Raw genomic sequence first — 23,175 nt, forward strand, 5'->3', positions numbered from 1 at the left:
GCTATAATCCATATATAGTATTCAATTATTACTTTTTAAAGGTGGGCATTATGGGGAACACTTGTAGATATGTTGTCAACGCACTTGGAAAAGGTGGAGAAACATATTATACGTATTGTAAGGATAAACATGAACTGCGGAATTGGATTCACAACAATCGTGAAAAATTAATTTTGGATGAACTAATCATCACGGATAAAAACCAAAGTTTATTTACCAAGCTATTTGGCTTAAAAAAGTTATTTTAACAGTGAGACGCTATTCCCATCGGAATAGCGTCATATTTTAGTATTTTTATTCCTCTAATTCTCTTAGTTTTTTTCGAAGTTCTATCATTACCGCTCTTGGGTTTTCCATTTCAAAAATGACATATTTATATTTTCCGAAGCTCTCTACTTCCAGGTGTATAAGCGGTACTTGATGCTCACAGGAAAGAAAGTACCATTCATCGCCAAATTTAAAGCTTCCTTCAAAAATATGAAGCGGAGCAATCGAGGCCCCTGGCATTCGAAGCATCCACATCGGCGGCTCAAATTCATCAATATAAACACTTTTTATCGCCTTATATGGAATTTTCATTTGCCACCTAAGAGCAAACACACTTAGGACTCCCGTTAATCTTAGTACGAACTCTTCCTTTTTAAAGTGTACTTCCCTTCCCATAAAGCTCACCCCAATACGGATTTTCATCAACCCTTCAACCAAATTTTATCACCAGAAAAAACAACAAACCAGCTATTTTCATACGAAATAACAAAAAACCCCCGCCAAACTCGACGAGGGCCTTTATAGACAATTTTATACGTTGGCCATGCAGTTAATGGTGCCTGTCACCATTGCTACCCTATACCACTTCTTTAACTTGGATATTGATGAATTTTCTTTTTTGGATGTAGATGAGTCTGATGGATAGGGCGATTCCGGCTGCTAGAAGACCGATGGTCAAGCCAATCCAGTAGCCTCTTGCTCCTAGTCCGGCAAAATGAGCCAGCAGGTACCCTACTGGTAAACAGATCAGCCAGTAGGCAATTAGAGTCATAATGAAGGCAAGATTGACGTCCTTATACCCTCTTAACGCTGCTTGCGCGGTTGCTTGGATGGCATCCGAGATTTGAAAAAACAGCGCGAAGATGAGGAAGTTGGCTGTTAAGTTAATCACCGCCGCTTCATTCGAGTACAAACCGGCCACCTGATAGCGGAATAGGACAACTAACACCCCCGTACCGATCGCAATTAATATTGCAAGCAACACCCCCAACCAACTGTACTGTTTCGCATCTTTATAGCGCCGAGCCCCAACCTCATACCCAACTAGAACAGTAAGTGCCGTCGAAATACTGATCGGAATCATGTATAAAAAGGAAACGATATTTAACGCTGACTGATAGGCAGCAATCGTTGTGACATTATATTTACTCAACAAGATGGTAACCACTGCAAACATGCTGGTCTCGAAGAATATAGAAAGTCCCATCGGTACACCGATTTGTAAAATCTCCTTGCACTTCTCCCAAGAAAATTCTTTTATATTTGCAAATACTGGATAGGAAGAAAATGGATCCTGTGTTTTCACAATAAACCATGTCATCCCCATGATAATCCAGTAGGTAATCGACGTAGCATACCCTGCCCCGGCACCGCCAAGTTCAGGAAAGCCGAATTTCCCAAAAATAAACGCATAGTTCAAAAGGAAATTGACGGGCAATGACATCAGCATGATGACCATAACCACACGTGTTTTCCCTAATGCATAAATAAAAGATCGTAGCACGTTAAAAATAAACAAAGGTAAAAGTCCAAAACTAAGGCCCACCAAATAATCAAAAGCCGTTTTCTCCACTCGATCTGGCAGCGCCATTTTAGCTAATATAGGATCCAAAAAGAAAAATCCTAGAATAATGACTGCTAAGGCAATCAAAACAGAAAGATAGATTCCATGCCGGACAACTGCAGAAACTTCGCTGCTCTTCTTTTCACCGAATCGTTGAGCAGCGATTGGTGAAACAGCGAGAAGAATACCACTGATTCCGTTAAAAACGGGGCTCCAGATCGAAGAGCCGATCGCCACTCCTGCTAAATCGGACGAATTATATTTACCTGACATAATCGTATTGAAAAATACCATTGAAAACATACCAAGTTGTGTAATTAAAATGGGAATTAGCAAAACAAAAATTTGCTTTGTTTTTTCCTTAATCGTAAAGGTCTGATTCATACATGTATACTCCTTGAGAAATAAAAATCCGAACCTTCATTATACCTTATCTTTACCATTTATTCCGTAAAAATAGTAAAATACCGTGATTCCCATCACCACTTCCGCCGTGTGCTTTTTTTACAATATAGATAAAGGGGATAGGTGATTAAAAGATGGAAAAACAACTAACCGATTTAACTATTTTTGAGGGATATAAAAACCGCCAGGTGATTCTTAATTATTATCAGGATGATGATTATTTATGGAAAAGGGATGGCTTTCATTTTGCGTCCATACAATTGGCAAATGAGAAACTTTTATTTTTAAAAAAGGACGGAAGCACGTCACAGATTGCCTTGCAGGAATATAAGACCATGGCCAGCAACAGTGATTTTCAAAATTACTATGTTTTCCACTACGATGTCCATACCCGGTTAGAGATCTATTTTCCATAAAACGAATAGGACCTCCCACTGGAAGTCCTATTTTTTTACGATTTTAGATGGGTTATTTACCTTATATAACACCGGGACATCAATCACGAATTCTTCCGGGACGTCTTTCCCTTTCGCCAATTTCTTGGCCGCAACCTTGCCATCAAATTCAAGTACGTCCCCCGGCTCCAATTCGAATTTTTTCAATGTCTTACTGTGACTGCACCAGGCAAACCCAAGTTCTAAGGGGAGTTCCTGAACAATCTGGGCCTCTTCTAAAACAACCACCTCATCATTTTCTTCATTAAAGGGGTTGTAAACAAGCGCAAATTGTTTAACCTTAGCAGTAAAATGTACCTTCTCAGCAGGAAGTTCAAGCTTCGGTATCTTTTCTTTCTTAGGCTTCGCCGCCTTTGCTGCTTTTTCTTTTTTAGAAGAGGCTTTCGCTTCAACAGGTGTAGCCGCTGCCACGCTTTCTTTGCCTGTTCCCCGCGCACTCACTGGCAGACTCTCTTTGTCCCCGAGCGTTAACATCGATTCTTTTCCAAAGCTGGACTGTTGCATTTCTTTTAAATAGGCAGGGTGAATGCAGCTTAGCAGACCATCCTGAAACTCAATAACAAGGGTGTTAAATTCCCCTGTATTCCCATATGTTTCATAACCTTTAATGGTCACAAGGCGTTGAACATGCCGATCCTTGTACCAAAATTCCCGTTTTGCTTCCTTTGCGGACGATAGCCCCCATTCCTTGAGCTTTTCCCGATAATGGTCATCATCACGAAAGACTTCAAAATCCCTTTTTGGTGGAATATAGGTTGTCAACCCGGTTTGTTCTATATGAGGCCGAAGGGTCACCATTCAGACACTTCCTTCCACTATGTATATTGATTTGATTATAGCATTTTATCGAAAAATAAAAAAAGACTCTGCGAAGAGTCTTTTTCATTTATGTTAGCTAAAATTATGCTTTACGCACGTTAGAAGCTTGTGGTCCACGTTGACCTTGCTCTACGTCAAAAGTAACTGCTTGACCTTCGTCTAAAGTCTTGAAGCCTTCACCTTGGATAGCTGAGAAGTGTACGAATACATCGTCTCCTGCTTCGCGTTCGATGAATCCAAATCCTTTTTCTGCATTAAACCATTTTACTTTACCTTGTTCCATTTGTGTATCCTCCTGCTGTGTGCCGCGCACACATTTTGGTACTATCCTTGCTTAAATCTTCAAGACAAAAAGCAGTATATCACTTTAACGTTCTTTCCGACTCACAAAAATAATTCTCCTTAACTATAACAGAAATGAGCCGATTAGGCAAATCAATAAACAATTCTGATGATTCATTTTGGCTATTTTTTACGGCCATGTGACAATTTTTCGAGTTTGTCTTTTCAGAAAATTGCGAAGTTAATAAATAGATAAAATATCCTGTAGATTCAACCTTTTTGGTTGTATAATATCTAGAGAATTTATGAATGAAATGGTGAAGACACATGCGCACATATAATGAAAAAGTAAGTATTTACCATGGAATGGTCTCAATAATTGCTGTGAATCTTGCCGGGAACTTTTTCCCGATTTTCGCAATCTCCATCCTTGGTGCCTCCAATTATCAAGTAGGCTTGATCAGTTCCCTCCCACCATTGGTAGCGTTAGGTATGACAATCCCGGCAGCGATCGTCTTAAATCGACTGCAACAGCAAAAGAAAACAGTTGCATTATCTGTTTTTTGGGCAAGGATACTATTTTTGCTGCTAGCTGGCGTGGTTTATTTTCATTCTTCCTATCAGGCATGGGCGTTTTTACTCATTATCGCTTTCATGAATATCCCCGGAACCATTTCTACGATTGGCTGGCAGACACTGATTAGTGGGATCATTGACGAGGACCGTAGAGGGGCGTTTTTTAGTGACCGGAATCGATTATTAACAATTGTCGGAATGGTTACGACCTTACTGATTGGGATTTTTATGAAAAAGCAGACCGAACATGCAATGGCCTATCAAGTATTATTTGTGATTGCTTTTCTTTTTGGCTTATTGGAAGTATTTTTTTTAATGAAGCACAAAGAAAAAGCTGAATCCAAGTCAGGGCTTGCGAAAAAAAATTCATCAATGGATTGGTCTATTTTTCACGATAAGGGTTACAAATGGTTCCTCATTACTGCCCTTTGCTTCAACTTCTCCTGGCAAATGGCCTGGGGTCTATTCAATATTTATAATGTAAAATATGCCCATGCCACAATTTTGTGGATTAGTATCTTCTCTGTTGCCAATCAATTGGTGCAGGTTTTTTCGTTTCCATTATGGAAGAAATTAGCGGAGGCAAAGTCCAACACATTAATGCTTGTATGGGTAGCTGCCGGAATGGCTACGGCTCCTTTTTTAACCGTTTTGTCTACCAATCTGGTTTATCTTACGTTCGTTCAAATGACGTCCGGCTTTTTTGTTTCGGGTACCACACTTCTCTTGTTCAACCTTTTATTAGAGAAATCACCAAATGAGAAGAAAACCTATTGCATCACGACCTATAATGTTCTTTTATCCTTTGTCGCTTTTATCGCACCACAGATTGGTATATGGCTTTTGGAAGTAACAGGCATGGAAACATCGTTGGGAATAAACTCCCTCCTCCGTTTAGTAAGTGCTTTCGTCTTCCTGCTCATGTACCTGAAATTTAGGGACACAAAAACAATAGCAAAGACCTACACTAGTTTTGAAATGGAGAAAATTCCGAAGAAATGATACTAATACCCGTTCCAGTTTCATATTTTTATAAAAGGAGTTGAGTTCATCGAAACCAGGAGGTTGAAATGATTAAAATAAATCATCAGGTGGTGGAACCCGAGGAACTCATGAAAGGGAAATCCAAAAAGTCTGAAGAGTATACGATTATCAAACAAATGGCGGCAAGCCATGCATCTTTTGAATACCAAACAATGAATCAATTAACATTTGAGCTTTTATTCCGAGTGAATACGATGAAGGCCGCTAGAGAACTGAACAAAAGCGGGGCACATTTTACAACGTTCAGCTATGCCTTTTGTAATAAAAAGTATTGGGATCGATTAGCCAATGGCGGCTTCCTCATAAAGGCAGGTGTTCCGCCGTCTGTTGCTATTCAGGACATCCTTAAAAACGGTAAGCTATACGCCTTTGAATGCTCTACCGCTATCGCCATTGTTTTATATATTGCCGCTCTTTATTCGATTGGCAGCGAAAGGTTTGATATTCTGTTTGCACGACTTTATCTGATGGATTGGCAATTTGATGATGACCTCCCGATCCATCAAACATTTGGAGATGATTATTTACCTGGCGATGTCTTACATTTCAACAATCCAGATTTCGACCCGCAGCAGCCGCATTGGCGGGCTGAAAATGTCATCTTTTTCGGCGATGACCAATACTACGGCCATGGTGTCGGCATCCGCAACGCCAGCACCATTATCAATTTCCTAAACAAAAAAAGAAAACCAGACTCCAAAACATCAGCCTACCTCATGCAAATGATCACCAGACCAAGGTATCAATCATTATTTTACAATTTATAGCGTAAAGGGTGACAGGCACCATTGCTCTGCAATGGTGCCTGTCACCCTTATTCCCCTATTTACGGTGGCAACCTCAAAAATTAATAAATGCCTCTTCTGCTTTTACATCTGCCTTGATCATTTTGGTAGTTTTTAGCCATTGGGCGACTTTTTCCCATGTTTCTGGGTCTTGGTAGCCAAATGGTTTTTCTTTTGCATCCATTAACGGAAGAAGGATTTTCAGACTATTTGTTTCAATATCCGCTTCTAATGGGGACGTCTTGTCCTCATGCTTTAATAAAATGGACAGGCCTTCCTCCGGATGGTCTGCGACAAATGTCTGCCCCTTTGCCATCGCTGCACTAAACTTTTTATATACATCCGGCTTTTCCTTTAAGCCTTTTTCACTTCCGACTAACACTAATTCATAATAATCTGGAACACCGTAATCTGCCGGATTTAATGTACGGACTGGATGACCTTCTTTTTCCAATAACAACTTCTCATGGTTAATAAATCCACCCATCAGTGCATCGGTTTTTTTCGTTGCCATTGCAGGAATCAAATCCCAGCCAACATCAACCATTTTCACCTTTTTCATATCCCCGCCGTCCGTTTTCACCATCGTTTGAATAATCGCTTCATCTAATGGAATGGTTGGATAGCCAATCGTTTTTCCGGCTAAATCCTTCGGTGATTGGATCGGGCTGTTTGCACCAACCATTAATTGATTCAATGGATGGCGTACGATGGCGGCAATGGATTGAACAGGAATATTCTCACCGCGTGCCACTAATACCTCCGGTTGATAGCTCATCGCCAGGTCGACTTTTCCAGCCGCCACCAGTCGAAGTGGATCATTTGTATCTGCCGGCATTTGGATATCCACATCCAAACCCTGTTCTTTGAAATAACCCTTTTCTTTTGCAGCAAAAAGAAAGGAATGGACTGCGTTCGGATACCAATCCAGCATGAGGCTCACTTTCTGTACCTTTCCAGCACTGCCCGAAGTTTGATTAGCTCCCTCTTTCCCGCAAGCACTTACTAGTAATAACAAAAGGCTAACTATGACTATCCAACATTTTTTCACTTTTCTTTCCCCTCTAATAACGAATTTTATTTTTCAACATCTGTTTTTCTAGTAAACTAACCAATAAAAATAACACGACACCAAGTAAGGAAAGCAGGAATATAGCCGCAAACACGGCGTCTGCCTGTAAATTCCCCGACATCCGTCTGCTGAAGTAGCCCAATCCGACACTTGCGCCAAGCCATTCACCGATCGTTGCACCGACAACGCAATAAACCACAGACATTTTCAAGCCGGACAAGATGGATGGCAATGCCAATGGTAGCTGGATTTTTCGAAAAATAAACCAGCGATTAGCCCCCATTGTCAGTAGTAATTCCCGGTATTCCGCCCCTCCCGACTTCAGTCCATCATAAGTACTTACAATGATGGGAAAAATCGCAATCAAGATCGTGACGGCAATTTTGCTCCAAATCGAATAGCCGAACCACATGATAAGGATTGGTGAAAGTACAATCATTGGGATGGTTTGCGAAATAACAAGAAACGGGTATAATACTTTTTCTAATGAACGGGAAAAGTGCATCCCAACGCCTATTAACAGTCCACCTGCTAGTGATATCCCAAAACCAATCAGCACCTCAGCAAGGGTTGCCGGCAAATGCTCTTTGAACAAAAGCTCCCGATTTTCTATAAGTGATGCTCCTATAGACGTTGGTGAAGGTAAAATGAAGGACGGAATCATTCCCTTTCTGACAATCCACTCCCAACCACTTATTAACAAAATGATAACAAGTAGGAATAGGCCATAATCGTCCAGACATTTCTTCCAATTAAGTTTCATGTTGAATCAGCCGCTCCAATTCTTTTCTCATTGCAATAAATTCAGATTGATAGATGATTTCAGCCTCTCTTGGCCGTGGCAGGCTGACATTTATTTCTTGAATAGAGTCTTTCTCAAGCAAATAAATCCGGTCGCTTAACAGAATAGCTTCTTCTAAATCATGGGTGATGAACAGCACCGTTTTTTGTAAATTCCCCCAAAGTCCTAATAGCCAGCTGTGCATGTTCCGTTTCGTGAGCGAATCCAGTGCCCCAAACGGTTCATCCAACAATAACAGTTCTTTCCCTGTCATGATCGTCCTCAAAAAAGCAACCCGCTGCCGCATCCCTCCGGAAAGCTCATCCGGGTAGGCATGTTCTACATCTCCGAGTCCAAAACGGGCCAGCCATTCGCGGATGTCGGGAAGGACCTGCCGTCTATTTTCCTTCATAACCTCTAACGGCAAACAGACATTGTCTACTACCGTTTGCCATGGTAAAAGCAAATCCTTTTGAGGCATATACCCAACCATGCCTAACCTATTACCAGTTTTCACACCATTCATCTTGATTTCTCCCTGCTCAGGCTCTAGGAGTCCGGTAATCAATTTAAAAAGAGTGCTTTTTCCTGACCCACTTGCACCAATTACAGAGACAAATTCTCCGGCCTGCACATCCATCGAGAGTTTTTGAAAAATGGGCTTTGCGTTGTCAAAACCATACGTTAGGTTTTCAATTGATAACATAGATGGGTTAAACAGGCCAATCCTCTCCTTTATAAACCATATCCCAGAACATGTACTCAAAGCGGGAGGTCGTAAAGAAATGTTCTTCTAGCCTATCTAATTCCCGTTCCGGCTTTCCTTCCGCCAATTGGTCTAATAAATCAATCAGCCAAAGGGCCAACGAACCAAATTCCTCTGAGTTATACATTTTTATCCAATCGCCATATAGCGGATGCTTGCTAGCTTCAGGATATTTATCTGCTAGCATTTTGCTAATCTCCCAGTAGCTCCACATACACGGCAGCAATGCTGAGATTAATTCCTCAAGAGACCCGTTCTGCGCAACATTTAGCATATATCGCGTGTAGGCCAAATTGATGGGCGATGGTTTGGTTTCTTCGAGATGTTGACGGGTAATGCCAAACCTGGCAGCATACCCACGGTGCAAATCCATTTCACCATGCAACGTCTCATGGAGCAGTTTTGCAAAAGCAGCCATCGTGTCGAGATCCTTAGATTTAATCGTCCCCCATGCAAAAAGCTTGGAATAGTCAAGTAAAAATACGTAATCCTGCTTCATGTAACGAATAAACGATTCCACAGGAAGATTTCCCTTGCCCAGCCCGTCAACAAATGGATGCTGATGAGTTTTCTCCCAAATTTCTCTTACTTTATCATGCAGTCGATGTGAAAATTGCAATTTGTATTCCCCATTTCAAGTATTTAATAGCTTTTCACGTATTAAATTCTCTAATTGTCGCGTCTATCAGCGAATCAACGAAAACAACAAACTTATAAAGAAATGAATTAATTTTTATGGGTGTAGCCAGCCATAATCGGGATTTTTTTTCTTAAGAATACTGCCAATATTACAAACCCCAGCAGTGCTCCCGCAAACGAACTAAAGATAAATAATGGAATAAAGCCAAAAAGGGTTGCCTCCTTCCCCAGTAAAAGAGTAGCAATTGGATAACATAGGACTGCACCAATGATCCCCGTCCCAATGACTTCCCCGATAAATGCTAGATAGATTTTCCTTGTTTTTAAGAATAATAGGGATGCCAGCAGCGCTCCTACCATACTACCGGGAAACGCAAAAACGGAACCCGTTCCCATTAGATTTCTTAACAGTGAGACACAAAACGCCTGGGCGACAGCGTAAAACGGTCCCAATAGCACGGCAGACAATACGTTCAAGAAGTGCTGAACGGGAAATACCTTTGTAAATCCAATCGGAATCGAAACGAAGCTGCTGGAGAGTGTTCCAATTGCAATCATCATCGCCGTCAATGTCAGTTTATAGGTTTTATTCATCCCCTATTCACTCCCTTATGTATTGCTTTTGCTGCTTCACATGGTGACTCTGCCTGGCTAATCGCGGTGATCACCGAAACTCCATCTGCCCCAGCTTCGATAACGGCGGCGGCATTTTCACAGGTAATTCCGCCTATACCCACTATCGGGATGGTGTATCCATTTTTTCTCAGTGCTTCAATAAGGCTAGTACCATTGGATGGCTTTGCATCTTCCTTTGTTTTCGTAGGAAAAACAGGCCCAATCCCAAAATAATCAGCACCGTCCCGCAAGGCAATCTCGGCTTCCTCCAGCGAATGGACAGAAACCCCAAGAATCTTCTCTCCAATCCTTTCCCTTACTGTTTTTACCGGCTCATCCTCTTGTCCGATATGAACCCCATCTGCCCCGATCGCCAGGGCGAGCTCGATATCATCATTGACGATGAATGGAATATGATTTTCCCTGCAAATTGCTTGAAGTTCTTTTGCAAAGATCCTTTTTTCGGCATCCATTAATGCCCCTTCACCTTTTTCACGGAATTGAAAAAGGGTAATCCCGCCGGCAATTGCTCCCCTTACTACTTCTTTTGGCTCTAAATAACAGTTCGGACTGCCCATAATAAAATAAACGTGTACTAACTCGCGTAAATCTTTCATGGCCTTACCAACTCCTTAAATTATTTTCTTTTTCGATAGGCCCAGTGGTTTGTCGGACCATGACCATGGCCGATTGCAATACCATCTTCAATAGCTGCTTGAATGAAATCCTTCGCTGTTGATACTGCATCATAAACCGTGAAGCCTTTGGCTAATTCAGCAGTAATGACTGCCGAAAAGGTACAGCCTGTTCCATGGGTGTTTTTTGTAGGGATCCGCTTGCTGGTAAAGGTGTGAAATTCCTTCCCATCAAAAAGTAAATCTGTGGACGTATTCTCATTTTCATCATGACCGCCTTTTATCACGACATTTCTGACTCCAAGGTCACACAGTCTTAGCGCCGCTTCCTGTTTATCTTCAAATGTTTGGATTTTCAAACCTGTTAACACTTCAGCCTCCGGAATATTCGGCGTAATGACTTCGGCAAGAGGCAATATATCATTTTTCATTGCAAAAATCGCTTCCTGTTGCAGCAAAGAGGCCCCGCCTTTGGCAATCATTACAGGATCAACAACCACATTTTTCCATCGGTATTTTTTGATACAATCGGAAACAGTATTGATAATTTCGGCACTAAAAAGCATTCCCGTTTTTACCGCATCCGCACCCATATCCTCGCCAAGCGCTTGAATCTGCTTGGCAACCGCCTCTGCCGTCATTGGGTAAACTGCGTGGACTCCTAGTGTATTTTGTGCTGTAACTGCAGTCACAGCTGACATCCCGAAAACCGCTAATTCTTGAAACGTTTTTAAATCTGCTTGAATCCCTGCGCCGCCGCCACTATCAGATCCGGCGATTGTTAATGCTTTTCTCATCATATATCCCTCCACATCGTTCATTTACAGAAGCATAACTATTCATCTCGTCAGAAGATATCATTGATAATTGATTTAAAAATTCAATTTGGAAGCTGCCTGGCCCTGATTGAGCTGATTTCGCGGCCGCCTTTTCGGCTGAAATACCATAAAAAGTTAAGGCAGCCACCGAAGCAAGAAGCAGATCCTTTTCTACTGCCGTAAAAGCCCCAATCACCGAGGTTAATAGGCAGCCGGTCCCCGTTACTTTTGTTAAAATTGGATGCCCATTGCTAACAACATATGTTGTTTTTCCATCTGTGACGACGTCCTCCTTCCCCGTTATAACGACCACACACTGTAATTTTTCCGCAGCAGAGATGGCTAGTTCAACGGTGTTCCCATTCCCCGCTCCTGCATCAACGCCCTTAATTTCCCACTTTTCTCCTACAACATTAGCAATCTCAGCGGCATTTCCTCTGATCACAGAAACATCGACCTCGTTCATAAGGTTTTGCGCAGTTTTCGTCCGGTACGGTGTGGCCCCTGCACCCACTGGGTCAAATATGACTGGAATACCATGTTCGTTAGCCGCCTTTCCAGCCAAGATCATCGCCTCTACCGTCTGCGGATTTAATGTACCAATATTCAAAACTAGTGAACTGGCAATCTTCGCCATATCCGCGGCTTCCTCTTTGGCATTTGCCATAACCGGTGAAGCTCCAAGGGCCAAGAGCCCGTTTGCTGTGAAATTGGTGACAACCACATTCGTCATATTATGGACGAGTGGGTTTACCTCTCTTACCATTTGTAATGTTTCTGCCAATTTACTTATTTCCAAACCAATCTCCCCATTTCTTTTTTTAAAAATAAAAAAACCAGATCCAAAATTGGACCTGGTTTGGTAGAAAGCGAAAAATTTATTATTACGCTCGACTACTTTCCTACGCTGGTATTACCCAGATCAGGTCCAAAGGGTTAAAAACTTAACGTTTTCTCTCAGCCTGATTACAGGGCACCCCTAGTAGATATTTCACTTATTAAATTACATCCATATTACCGCTAATTACCATTGATGTAAAGAAAAACACTTGATCAACAACTGGTAAGGGAATGTTTCCCTCATCACCTGTTTACCATCGGTTATAAACCCTCATGTAAGAATTCCATGTGAATGCGTTTATCTTTGTACATGACATTACCTGTTTTCGATGATGAGGGCAGCCTTAACTTACCGAACGTAAATGGTTTAATGATGTTGGTAGTCTTAAATCTAGCATTATTAAAATCTAGTATAGAAACACTTAACAGCCCCATATAAGAATTATCCGCCACGGTCAAAGCAACTGCATGGTTATCGTTCACAACCAAATAGTAGTCCCATTCTTTTATTCTATAGGAACGTGCTTTTATGTCCTCTCTTCGGTATTCAAGAAGCATTTCTGTGGCGTACCCCTTATCATTAAGCTCGCCCCTATCATTTAGCAGCCTTTGTGCTTTTGTTTTCTCCTTTGCATCCCATTCACATCCCTCGTCCATCACAAAAAATTATCGTCATCTTTGCAGGTATATTTTCTTGCAATCCTTATTCCCTGATTTTCACAAAATCTATGAGTTCCTTGAGTTCATTCGTCAATCCTTTTACTGCTCGCTCGCCCACTACCGTAACGGGGACCCCTAAAAAACCGAATTTCTCCACTTCATTTTGATACTCTGCGTTCACCGACACATCCCTCACTTCAAACGGAATCCCTTCTTGCGTGAGAACCTGTTTGACTAATGTACATTCAATACAATCATTTGTCGTATAGACGATGACGTGTTTATTCATAAATAAGTCCCCTCTATATCCATATTTTTAAAACAGTATTCTTATGTAAGTGTTCATATGAAATAAAAGCACCAGAATTGACGTCATTCCGACATCATAACTCGAGAAATGTCTGAATATGCGCTTTCCCAAGCAATAATGCGAAATTTCCTCCTTCAAAAGTACACTACTATCCCCACTACCATCATAAGAAAAACCCACCCAAACCACAACACACTAAATATCGCAAATACAAAATAAACAGCAAAAGAAATGGCAAATTGTCCACTTGAGGTGGACAATTTGCCAAAAGTGTCTTTTTATGGTGCCTGACACCATTTTACTATTTCTTCCAAGTGAGCGAAGATTTCTTTGCGGGTGTCGTTTCTTTGGAGGGCGATGTCGATGGTTGCTTTGAGGTAGCCAATTTTGTCGCCGATGTCGTAGCGTGTTCCATCGAAGTTGTATGCCAGGACAGCCTGTTGTTTATTTAGTTCGTTTATTGCATCAGTCAGTTGTAATTCGTTGCCTTTACCTAGAGGAAGTCGCTCCAGGATAGAGAAAATCTTAGGCATTAAGATATAACGTCCCATGACGGCAAATGCCGACGGAGCCTCTTCTACCTTTGGTTTTTCCACTAACGCATCAATGGCATATAGGTCTGGCTCAATCATTGCACCCTTCGGCTTAATGATGCCATATTTACTCACTTCATGTTCCGGAACCTTCTGTATCGCCACAACCGAACTATTATAATACGTAAACACCTTAATCAGCTGTTTTAAACAAGGATCCTCTGCCAGCACAATATCATCACCGAGCATAACTGCAAATGGTTCATCACCGATAATATTTTTGGCACAAAGGATGGCATCTCCGAGTCCATTTGGTTCCTTTTGACGAACATAATAGATCTTCACTAAACTGGATATTTGCTGAACTTTCTCCAAATCTATTAGTTTATTTTTTTTAAATAAGGTATCTTCGAGCTCATAGGATTTATCGAAGTGATCCTCTATTGACCGTTTTCCCCTGCCGGTTATGATAATAATTTCCTCAATCCCCGACGCTGCGGCCTCTTCAACAATATATTGAATGGTAGGTTTATCAACAATCGGAATCATTTCCTTTGGCACGGCCTTGGTTGCTGGCAAAAAACGTGTTCCGAGCCCCGCAGCTGGAATAATGGCCTTTCGGATTTTCATAAACTCCCCCCCTTCTAAACCATTTCTTACTTTTCGTCTTCAGGATGCAATGGCCGATATACCTTTTTTAAAAATCTATGCATCAGCTGCGGCAGAATGGTTTTCCTCCTTGTTACCATCGTGGTAACAATCGCCTTTTTCTCCTCCTTCGAAACCATCCACTCATCAGGGATGAGCGAGACAATTTCCTCTATTAAAAGAATCGGCATTGTTTGGATCAATTCAAGATGTTCTGTAAAATCCTGTTCATTTTCAATAAATTGCGCCATTAATTGATGTGTGGCACTTTTCAATACCTCTACAGGCAAATCTTCCAAATCAGCATGCAGCCAATTGTAGGTTCCAAAGATTTCCGCTTGATCAATCATCCATACTTCGTAACGATCTCTCACTTCCTCTCGCAAAAGAATATTTTTGCGAGTCCTGTCCTGGTTACACAACCAATAATCCAACAAAATGATTCCTGCCAGTGATTGATGGTTCACAATATGGGCTACATTTGAAACTTGATGTCCATTTTGGCAATCAGGGACGTACAAAGAGGCAAATTGGTAGCGGGTTTGAGGCGCCGGCGCCGGCGATAACTCAGGAACCTGCGAAGTAAATTCTTGAGTAATATCCACTAAACAAGCATATGGCACTGGTAATCCAAGATATCGTGCCAAGCAATACCCTACCCACTCATTCGGCAGCGTTTTTTCAAAACCAGGTTGGAAAAATTTGACCACATAATCCTTACCATCGTTGAAAGTGATTAAATGAGCATTTGATTTCCCTTCCAATTTCCTTAGATACGAGGTGGGTTTAATCATCTTGCCTCCCGCCCCCATTTTCACCAAATTTTTTTAACAATTGAATATACTCATCAGCCACGGCTTCAATCGAGAAGTTTTGCTGAACATGATTAATTGCAGCTTGTGACATTCGTTGTTGGACATTTAGGTCATCTAAAATCCGATATAATTGCGTGACCGCGTCATCGACATTTTGGCCGCGAAAAAGCAGACCCGTCTCGCCCTCCACAACTATTTCTGTCACTGGCATCATTCTAGAAGCAACGACGGGAACCCCACAGATCATCGATTCAATAAACGTATTGCCAAATGATTCGGACTTAGTTGTCGCAAGGGTACAGCCCCCGGATTGGCGAATTTTGGCATACACATGTGGCATTTGCTGATAAGGGATAACTGGAAACCATTTGATGATGTCGGTGAGCCCTTCTTCTTGCCAGGTGGTTGTAAATTCCTCACGCTGGACACTATGGGCACCGCCGATAATCCAAATTTCAATATCATTGCGCTCCCTTTTAATCTTTTTTGCCACTTCAAGTAGCATCGGCCAGTTCTTACGTTTGTCCAATCTGCCAATCCAGCCAATAATTTTTTTCTCATCTGGCATCACAGGGGCTGTGTGATAATCGATTTCTTCAGTGGGCAATGCCCGGAAAAATGAGGTGTCGACACCGTTGTAAATGACATTAATCGGGACATCATTTGTTAAAATGGACACTAACCGTTTTTGATAATTTGACGGAACGATAATTAATTCCGGCTGAATTCCTTTAAATGTGGTAAGGTGTGGCATGAGCTTAATCAGCTCCGGGGTACGTGCTTCGATAATAACCGGACCTTGATAGTTAGCCTTTCGGAGCCATTTATAGGCTGCACCTGTATCGACGACAATGATGGCGTCATAGGAATTATTTTTAATAATATTTATAATCTTTTTTTCATCCTTCGTTAAATAAACGGGTGCAACATCCTGCATGATGTGCAATCCGCCATGATCCGTCGTGTATAAAAACTCGGTATCAATCCCCTGCTGTTTAAAATAAATCGAGCGGTTTCTCCATCCGGCATTGACCCCGCCTACAGTGAGGAGCCGCCAGATTACTAAAACTTTCATTTAGACTACTCCTTATATATTTTTTGGACCACCTCTTAATTGAAAAATAATTAATGACAGTTAGCTGTGATGGCGCTTCCTATTCTTAGGACGATTTTTGCGATCCCGTTCATGGTATTTTTCTCCCTCAAATCGTTTCCTGTTGTGGTCCTTATCATCGTGACGGCGGCTTTCACCGACAAAACGCTTACCTTCTTTACGATTCTTATCCCACCCCTTATCTCCTAAGCGAACACCATCACGGGAAAATTCCATCTCACGGGAATCCCAATATTCATCTATTTTTGCCATGACAGAATCCGGATCCTTCCCCCGTGCAAGCATGGTTTTGACCCATTCTTCTTTAAATACCTTGTGGACTAATCCTTGTAGCTGTGCCACATATTTTTCCTCATCCTTTGTTGTGAGCAGTTGTTTACTTAAATTTTTCAACGTTTTCTTGTCAGGTTTTTCTGGCAGTAAGATTTCGTAAATCTGATGAGAAATCTCTTCCAAGCGGATATAGTGCAGCCACTCTTCATACACATCAGGCGCCATTGATTTAACATGTCCTAGAAAGATGGCCTTATTTTCTTCACCTAGTGACGTTAATAGTTTCCGTGGATACGGATAGACACGGTCACGCCATACTGTTCTCGCCACATCAATGACCTTCAAACTGCCATCCGGCTGCAAGTAAATCTGTCGTTTATGATGGTCAATCCGCTCATAGCCAATTTTTTTAAACGTAATTAACATGATAAGTAGTCTTGCAGACAGCGATTCAGTGAGCGGCTGGGATTGTAAATATTCACGAATATCCACGCCTCTTACAATATCCATGGCGATATAGAGTGGCCCTTTCGCATGTATTTTTGGAAAAAGATTCGTATCTTTCCCAAGAGATAAGGCGTAGTGTTCTCGTTCACAATCCTCTTCATTACCGAATACCTTCACACAAATATCCTCAGAAACTTGGAAGACTGCACCTTGACGGCCTTTCCCCAGCATGATTAATGGGGAGTTGTTTACCACCTCGACATCGGCATTGACTTGATTTTGAACTTTAATATCTTTTAACCAGTTATTTAATTGATTAATATCCACATTTCTCCTCCTTGTTTGGTTTAAATCATAACAACAGCAGTTATTCCGAAAGATGTTTTGCTGCTTGTCTAAATGAATGACAAGAAAAACAACGAATCTCACTTATTGCCTACTATAGTTAATTCAAGTAAGGTGGAAAATGCTAAGGCATGCGTCTAAAAATCAAAAAAAATGGACAACGATGATTGCTATCGTTGTCCATCCAATAGAAAAATTGACTATTATTAAAGCAATAAATATGCCAGCGGTGCTGTGATTAAGATCGTTAATACAACTCGTTCAAACCATATCACAACAAGTTTGCCAATCGTTAATGGGATTTCTGTTGATAAAATACATGGTACCACTGCTGAGAAGAAGATGATGGATGAGACCGAAACAACCGCAATAACAAATTTCGTCACAACTGCAGCTTTAGTTACTAATAATGCCGGCAAGAACATTTCGGCAATTCCCACCGCACTTGCTTTTGCAGCCAACATTGGATCTGGCAGCTGTACAAGGGCTGTAAATGGATAGAAAATATACCCCAGCCAATCAAAAACTGGCGTGAACTCAACTAAAATTAGACCAAGTAAACCAACCGACATAATAGAAGGCAAAATACCCATTGTCATAACAAAACCATCTTTAAGGTTGGCCCAAATATTTTTACCAAAGCTAGCTGATTCGTTTGCGGTAATCATTGCCTCTTTCCAAGCGGTTTTCACCCGATCTTTTTTAATGATAACCTCTTGGTCCCCTACCATTTCCTGATAGTATGAATCGCTCATTTTTGATAATGGCCAAATTCTTACCGTAATGGCCGTAACGATAAACGTAACTACTAAAGTTATCCAAAAATAGGCATTCCACATATCCATGATATTCAGCGTCTTCGCCACCACAATCATGAATGTCGCGGATACGGTGGAGAACCCGGTTGCGATAATAGCCGCTTCCTTGATGGAATATTTTCCTTCCTTAAAAACTCGATTCGTAATTAATAGACCAATAGAATAACTTCCTACAAACGAGGCAACCGCATCGATTGCCGATCGACCCGGAGTCTTCCAAATTGGACGCATAACCGGTTGCATGAATATTCCGATAAATTCAAGGAGACCATATCCAACTAATAGGGCAAGGAATACTGAACCGATTGGCACTAATAAACCAACCGAAATAACAAGCTTGTTAAAAAGGAATGGTGCCATGTCAGGATCAAAAAACCACTTTGGTCCGATATTAAATACAAGCATTGAACCAGCAACGACACCAAAAACCTTTAAGATTGAAAATACTAATGTTACCTTGTCCTTATTCCACGTCCTCTTATAAAACGGATAAATAGCCCCTAATAAAATGACTACTAATGCGTAAAATGGCAAAATCCCCGGTACAGCTAATTGAATATAAGAAACAAAATGGTCGAGCATGATCGATGATTTTCCATTCAACGTAATCGGAACAAAAAACACAAACACACCAATCGCACTGAAAACAAAGAATTTCATCATATTCAACATATTACTATTTTGTAATTCCGGCTGACTCGCCTTAACTAACGGTTGATTCTCCATACCCATCCCCCTAAAATGAAATTTCCCTCGTTCGACTCTCACCAATCTTGGGCACCCGTCCACCCAGGGTGGACGTGGTGCCTGACACCTATCTCATCATTACCCCTGTGAGAAAAGTTAAAAATACGTGTGTGCCGAGTTTTACGGTTGGCTGCACGTTGCTGTCTTTTAGTGGGTCAAGACAAACGATGTCCATTGCCTTGACTTTTGGATGCTTGGCAGCGACTAGTACCCCATCTAGCAGTTCTGCTGTTGTCATGCCACCCGGCGTTGCGGCCGGTACCCCTGGAGCGTAGGCAATATCAAGAACATCCATGTCCACCGTTACATAAATCGTATCTACCTTTTCTGACAATGCCGCTAAACACGTAAGGACGGTTTCCTCAATCCCCTTTTTCCGTGCCTTTCTTAGTGTAATGTAGTTAACACCATGCTCTTCAGCATACATCTTTAAATCCTTTGTATTGAAGAATCCGTGCAAACCGATGTTGTACATATCGGAACCCTTTACAACACCACTTTCAATCAAATTCCGCATCGGGGTTCCGTTAGAGGGACCATTATCCGACAGATCCCGTAAATCAAAATGGGTGTCAAACTGGATAATTCCAATTTTTTCGTCAGGACTGGCCTGGTGCATTCCTTTCACCATCATCGCTGTAATCGAATGATCACCGCCAATTGCGCATACCGTTGAAGTCGGGAAATGGTCTTGGATTGCAGCAGAGGCCTCCATAATATTGTCATGACAGCGGCGAATATCGGTAACATGCATCGAAACATCGCCAACATCAACCGCCACCTTTGATGATAGATCCACATCCTCGTCTAAATTATAGGTGGTAAACCCCTTCCAGGCACGGCGAAACGCATCCGGAAATTCGGAAGCACCCGAAGCGCTTATCGATGAACGGGAAAGTGGGACGCCGACTACTACAAAATCGACATCCTTCCTTTTTTCAGGATCCGCTTCAGCTGTTAGCGGCTGAATCCACTCGTGGACCTTAACCGCGTCATCAGTTGCCTCAGGCCTAACCCAAGTAAAACTTGGCGGATTTAGTTTAGGATAGAGAAAGCTCTTCAACTATATGACCTCCTCTAACAACCACCTGACCATTTTTCACCACTGTATCCGTATGGTTCACCCCATAAGAGTATTGCAGCTTCATATAATTCTCGATGTTAAAAATCGTCACATCGCCTTTTTTACCCACTTCCAAACTGCCAATCTCCTGGCCGCGATTAAGCGCATGTGCCGCATTAATCGTAGTCGCGGTGATTACCTCTGCAGGTGTCATTCCCATTTTTAAACAGCCAAGATTCATAATAAACGGCAAGGAAACAGTCGGTGATGAACCTGGATTGCAATCTGTCGACAGCGCTACCGGTACCCCAAGGTCAATCATTTTCCGGCCATTTGCGGATTCAGCCATTAGAAAGTAAGCTGTCCCAGGCAGTAATACCCCGACCACACCTTGTTCCGCCATCGCCTTCATCCCTTGTTCTGAAGCTTTTAACAAGTGATCAGCGGAAATGGCGCCAACCTCTGCTGCAAGCTCTGCCCCTTCATAAGGCTCAATCTCATCGGCATGAATCTTTGGAATTAACCCGTGGCGCTTTCCGGCCTCGAGAATCACCCGTGATTGCTCAGGTGTAAAAACGCCATGCTCACAAAACACATCGTTAAAATCCGCAAGTCCGAGCTCTGCCACCTTTGGAATCATTTCTTCTACAAGTAACCGAACAAACTGATCGGGATTTTCCTTATATTCTTTTGGTACTGCATGTGCCCCCATGAAGGTCGAAACGACATCAATCACATGTCTCTCATTCAATTGTTTCGCTACTTCCAGCTGCTTCAGCTCGGTTTCCCATTCCATTCCATAGCCGCTTTTTGCCTCCACTGTCGTGACCCCGTGGCGCAAGAATTGATTTAACCGGCCAAAGCTTGCTTGAAAAAGCTCCTCGTGTGACGCAGCCTTTGTCGCCCTTGTTGTCGCATGGATGCCGCCGCCCGCATTCATGATGTCCATGTACGTTGCGCCCTGCAGCCGCATATTAAATTCATTTTCCCTGCTGCCGGCAAAAACCAAGTGGGTATGCGGGTCAACGAGACCTGGTGTGACAAGCTTCCCACTAGCATCTACCACTTCTGCTTCACTAAGACGGCCTTCGAATTTCGCTAAAAGCTCTTCATCCGTACCCACCGCTTGAATGACACCATCTTCAATCCACACACTGCCATTTTCAATAATACCAAGCTCAGACATCGCATCCTTTACAAGAGGAGCTTGTGAACTCCCCTTTAATGTAACGAGCTGATTCGCATTTCTGATAAAAATTACTTTACTCAATGCCAACATCCTCTCAGTCTATTAGTCTTGCTGCAACATCGGCATGTTGATGCCTTTTTCTTTTGCCGTCTTAATCGCTAGGTCATAACCGGCATCTGCATGACGAACAACACCCATACCAGGGTCTGTCGTTAATACGCGCTGTAAGCGAACCTCTGCATCCTTCGTCCCATCAGCAACAATGACCATGCCGGAGTGCTGTGAATACCCCATGCCAACTCCACCGCCATGGTGAAGTGAAATCCAGCTCGCACCGCCAACGGCATTGATCATCGCATTCAAAATTGGCCAGTCGGATACGGCATCACTGCCGTCTTTCATGGCTTCTGTTTCACGGTTTGGTGACGCTACAGATCCGGCATCTAAGTGGTCACGGCCGATGACGATTGGAGCAGAAACCTCACCGGAAGCAACCATATCATTGATCAATTTACCAAAGCGGGCACGATCGCCAAACCCAAGCCAACAAATACGGGCAGGAAGGCCTTGGAAGGCAATTCTCTCCTGTGCCATTTTTACCCATTTGCAAAGATGCTCGTCATCCTTGAATTCTCGTAGTAATGCCTCATCAATTTTGCGAATATCTTCCGGGTCGCCAGAAAGTGCTGCCCAGCGGAACGGTCCTTTTCCTTCGCAGAACAATGGACGAATATATGCAGGAACAAATCCAGGGAAATCGAAGGCATTTTCTACTCCCTCATCCTTTGCCACCTGACGGATGTTATTACCGTAATCAAATGTAACGGCGCCCTTTTCCTGCATTTTCAACATCGCCAATACATGCGCGGCCATACTTTGTTTGGAAAGTTCGACATACTTTGCTGGATCTGCCGTACGTAATTCGGCGGCTGCCTCTAAAGAATAACCAACAGGTACATACCCGTTAAGCGGATCATGGGCAGAAGTTTGGTCTGTTAACACATCCGGGTTGAAGCCTTTTTCAATCATCGCGGGTAAAACTTCGGCTGCATTTCCAAGTAAACCAATCGAAAGCGCTTTGCCGGCTACCTTCGCCTCATGCGCCAATTTCAATGCCTCGTCAAGGTCATTTGTTTTTACATCGAGGTATCTTGTTTCAATCCGACGATCGATTCTTGTTTCATCGACATCAATGGCAAGACAGACGCCATCATTCATAGTGACGGCTAATGGCTGTGCACCGCCCATGCCGCCAAGACCGGCTGTTAAGGTGATCGTGTGTTTTAATGTACCGCCATATTCCTGACGAGCAAGCTCCGCAAATGTTTCATACGTTCCCTGAACAATTCCTTGGCTGCCAATATAAATCCAGCTGCCGGCCGTCATTTGGCCATACATCATCAAGCCCTTTTTATCAAGCTCATGGAAATGCTCCCAATTCGCCCATGCTGGTACAAGGTTAGAGTTTGCTAGTAAAACCCTAGGTGCATCCTTATGCGATTTCCACACGACAACCGGTTTACCTGATTGAATTAACAAGGTTTCATCCTCTTCCAGCTCTAAAAGCGTTTTCACAATCGCGTCATAGGACTCCCAGTTACGTGCTGCCTTGCCAATTCCCCCATAAACCACTAAATCCTCCGGTCTTTCCGCAACCTCCTGATCAAGATTGTTCATTAACATCCTTAGTGCAGCCTCTTGAATCCAGCCCTTTGCATGTAATTCCGTCCCTTTATAATTCGTAATAACTCGCTTATTTGCTGTATTCGCTTCCATTTCTATCACTCCTTAGTTTTTATTATATTCTCATTATAAAAATATAATTTTCTGAAAAGTAGGGATAAATAAAC

At 42.3% G+C, this 23,175-nt stretch carries 26 protein-coding genes and 1 riboswitch; of the genes, 4 read left to right on the forward strand and 22 right to left on the reverse strand.

The window, feature by feature from the left end; all coding sequences use genetic code 11:
* Nucleotides 1-248, forward strand: a 248-nt coding sequence (locus tag G6554_RS23030; RefSeq protein ID WP_347564342.1) for a hypothetical protein, incomplete at its 5' end; no start/stop codon positions are given.
* Between the two features lie 46 nt (nucleotides 249-294).
* On the opposite strand, the gene G6554_RS23035 is transcribed toward G6554_RS23030, so the two are convergent.
* Complete coding sequence (locus tag G6554_RS23035; protein WP_166246264.1) at nucleotides 295-663, reverse strand: hypothetical protein; 369 nt, start codon at nucleotides 661-663, stop codon at nucleotides 295-297.
* A 181-nt stretch (nucleotides 664-844) separates the two neighbouring features.
* Nucleotides 845-2,215 (reverse strand): MATE family efflux transporter, encoded by a 1,371-nt coding sequence (locus G6554_RS23040; protein WP_166246266.1) that lies wholly within the window; start codon nucleotides 2,213-2,215, stop codon nucleotides 845-847.
* Between the two features lie 155 nt (nucleotides 2,216-2,370).
* Here G6554_RS23040 and G6554_RS23045 point away from each other — a divergent pair, with 155 nt between their 5' ends.
* Nucleotides 2,371-2,652: a hypothetical protein gene (locus G6554_RS23045; protein ID WP_166246268.1), complete on the forward strand. Its 282-nt coding sequence runs from the start codon at nucleotides 2,371-2,373 to the stop codon at nucleotides 2,650-2,652.
* A gap of 27 nt (nucleotides 2,653-2,679) precedes the next feature.
* Here G6554_RS23045 and G6554_RS23050 read toward each other — a convergent pair whose 3' ends face one another.
* Nucleotides 2,680-3,489, reverse strand: coding sequence for a hypothetical protein (locus G6554_RS23050; protein WP_166246270.1), 810 nt, complete (start codon nucleotides 3,487-3,489; stop codon nucleotides 2,680-2,682).
* A gap of 103 nt (nucleotides 3,490-3,592) precedes the next feature.
* Nucleotides 3,593-3,793, reverse strand: a complete 201-nt coding sequence (locus tag G6554_RS23055; protein WP_007083657.1) for a cold-shock protein — start codon at nucleotides 3,791-3,793, stop codon at nucleotides 3,593-3,595.
* A gap of 326 nt (nucleotides 3,794-4,119) precedes the next feature.
* Here G6554_RS23055 and G6554_RS23060 point away from each other — a divergent pair, with 326 nt between their 5' ends.
* Together G6554_RS23060 and G6554_RS23065 are read left to right on the forward strand one after the other, a co-directional pair.
* Nucleotides 4,120-5,370: an MFS transporter gene (locus tag G6554_RS23060; protein WP_166246272.1), complete on the forward strand. Its 1,251-nt coding sequence runs from the start codon at nucleotides 4,120-4,122 to the stop codon at nucleotides 5,368-5,370.
* Nucleotides 5,371-5,438: 68 nt separating this feature from the next.
* Nucleotides 5,439-6,179, forward strand: a complete 741-nt coding sequence (locus G6554_RS23065) for a protein-glutamine gamma-glutamyltransferase (RefSeq protein ID WP_166246274.1) — start codon at nucleotides 5,439-5,441, stop codon at nucleotides 6,177-6,179.
* 73 nt (nucleotides 6,180-6,252) lie between these two features.
* Here the strand turns inward: G6554_RS23065 and G6554_RS23070 are convergent, their stop codons facing one another.
* The 18 genes from G6554_RS23070 to hutU all read right to left on the reverse strand — a co-directional run bounded on the left by G6554_RS23070 (nucleotide 6,253) and on the right by hutU (nucleotide 23,101).
* The gene (locus G6554_RS23070) at nucleotides 6,253-7,248 is read right to left on the reverse strand and encodes an ABC transporter substrate-binding protein (RefSeq protein ID WP_207343037.1); all 996 of its coding nucleotides are present in this window, start codon (nucleotides 7,246-7,248) and stop codon (nucleotides 6,253-6,255) included.
* A 13-nt stretch (nucleotides 7,249-7,261) separates the two neighbouring features.
* Nucleotides 7,262-8,032 carry an ABC transporter permease gene (locus G6554_RS23075; protein WP_166246276.1) on the reverse strand — a complete coding sequence of 257 codons (771 nt, stop codon included), beginning with the start codon at nucleotides 8,030-8,032 and terminating at the stop codon, nucleotides 7,262-7,264.
* Complete coding sequence (locus G6554_RS23080; RefSeq protein WP_166246277.1) at nucleotides 8,022-8,756, reverse strand: ATP-binding cassette domain-containing protein; 735 nt, start codon at nucleotides 8,754-8,756, stop codon at nucleotides 8,022-8,024. Before G6554_RS23080 ends, G6554_RS23075 begins: the two co-directional genes overlap by 11 nt.
* 7 nt (nucleotides 8,757-8,763) lie before the next feature.
* Nucleotides 8,764-9,435, reverse strand: coding sequence for a thiaminase II (tenA, locus tag G6554_RS23085; protein WP_166246279.1), 672 nt, complete (start codon nucleotides 9,433-9,435; stop codon nucleotides 8,764-8,766).
* Nucleotides 9,436-9,542: 107 nt separating this feature from the next.
* Entirely contained in the window at nucleotides 9,543-10,049 is a 507-nt protein-coding gene (gene thiW / locus G6554_RS23090) for an energy coupling factor transporter S component ThiW (protein WP_166246281.1), read from the reverse strand.
* Nucleotides 10,046-10,687, reverse strand: coding sequence for a thiamine phosphate synthase (gene thiE, locus G6554_RS23095; RefSeq protein WP_166246283.1), 642 nt, complete (start codon nucleotides 10,685-10,687; stop codon nucleotides 10,046-10,048). Before thiE ends, thiW begins: the two co-directional genes overlap by 4 nt.
* A gap of 20 nt (nucleotides 10,688-10,707) precedes the next feature.
* On the reverse strand, nucleotides 10,708-11,505 hold the full coding sequence (thiD, locus tag G6554_RS23100; protein ID WP_166246285.1) for a bifunctional hydroxymethylpyrimidine kinase/phosphomethylpyrimidine kinase: 798 nt from the start codon (nucleotides 11,503-11,505) through the stop codon (nucleotides 10,708-10,710).
* Nucleotides 11,471-12,322 (reverse strand): hydroxyethylthiazole kinase, encoded by an 852-nt coding sequence (thiM, locus tag G6554_RS23105; RefSeq protein ID WP_166246287.1) that lies wholly within the window; start codon nucleotides 12,320-12,322, stop codon nucleotides 11,471-11,473. Before thiM ends, thiD begins: the two co-directional genes overlap by 35 nt.
* An 83-nt stretch (nucleotides 12,323-12,405) precedes the next feature.
* Nucleotides 12,406-12,514: riboswitch (TPP riboswitch) on the reverse strand.
* Between the two features lie 110 nt (nucleotides 12,515-12,624).
* Nucleotides 12,625-13,020: a DUF2804 family protein gene (locus G6554_RS23110; RefSeq protein ID WP_166246308.1), complete on the reverse strand. Its 396-nt coding sequence runs from the start codon at nucleotides 13,018-13,020 to the stop codon at nucleotides 12,625-12,627.
* 46 nt (nucleotides 13,021-13,066) lie between these two features.
* Nucleotides 13,067-13,312, reverse strand: coding sequence for a glutaredoxin family protein (locus tag G6554_RS23115; protein WP_166246289.1), 246 nt, complete (start codon nucleotides 13,310-13,312; stop codon nucleotides 13,067-13,069).
* 299 nt (nucleotides 13,313-13,611) lie between these two features.
* Nucleotides 13,612-14,496, reverse strand: coding sequence for a UTP--glucose-1-phosphate uridylyltransferase GalU (galU, locus tag G6554_RS23120; protein WP_166246291.1), 885 nt, complete (start codon nucleotides 14,494-14,496; stop codon nucleotides 13,612-13,614).
* A 26-nt stretch (nucleotides 14,497-14,522) separates the two neighbouring features.
* A complete protein-coding gene (locus tag G6554_RS23125) occupies nucleotides 14,523-15,308 on the reverse strand; it encodes a HipA domain-containing protein (protein ID WP_166246293.1) in 786 nt (261 codons plus the stop codon).
* Nucleotides 15,301-16,404, reverse strand: a complete 1,104-nt coding sequence (locus tag G6554_RS23130) for a glycosyltransferase family 4 protein (RefSeq protein WP_166246295.1) — start codon at nucleotides 16,402-16,404, stop codon at nucleotides 15,301-15,303. Before G6554_RS23130 ends, G6554_RS23125 begins: the two co-directional genes overlap by 8 nt.
* A gap of 60 nt (nucleotides 16,405-16,464) precedes the next feature.
* Nucleotides 16,465-17,490: a hypothetical protein gene (locus G6554_RS23135; RefSeq protein ID WP_166246297.1), complete on the reverse strand. Its 1,026-nt coding sequence runs from the start codon at nucleotides 17,488-17,490 to the stop codon at nucleotides 16,465-16,467.
* Between the two features lie 224 nt (nucleotides 17,491-17,714).
* A complete protein-coding gene (locus G6554_RS23140; protein ID WP_166246299.1) occupies nucleotides 17,715-19,052 on the reverse strand; it encodes a YjiH family protein in 1,338 nt (445 codons plus the stop codon).
* Between the two features lie 88 nt (nucleotides 19,053-19,140).
* A complete protein-coding gene (locus tag G6554_RS23145; RefSeq protein WP_166246301.1) occupies nucleotides 19,141-20,136 on the reverse strand; it encodes an agmatinase family protein in 996 nt (331 codons plus the stop codon).
* Nucleotides 20,114-21,406, reverse strand: a complete 1,293-nt coding sequence (gene hutI / locus G6554_RS23150) for an imidazolonepropionase (protein WP_242692171.1) — start codon at nucleotides 21,404-21,406, stop codon at nucleotides 20,114-20,116. The genes G6554_RS23145 and hutI overlap by 23 nt, the downstream gene beginning before the upstream one ends.
* Before the next feature lie 21 nt (nucleotides 21,407-21,427).
* Entirely contained in the window at nucleotides 21,428-23,101 is a 1,674-nt protein-coding gene (gene hutU / locus G6554_RS23155) for a urocanate hydratase (RefSeq protein ID WP_166246304.1), read from the reverse strand.
* Nucleotides 23,102-23,175 lie beyond the last annotated feature (74 nt).

This window comes from Bacillus sp. MM2020_4 (assembly GCF_011250555.1).
Lineage (GTDB): Bacteria > Bacillota > Bacilli > Bacillales > Cytobacillaceae > Neobacillus.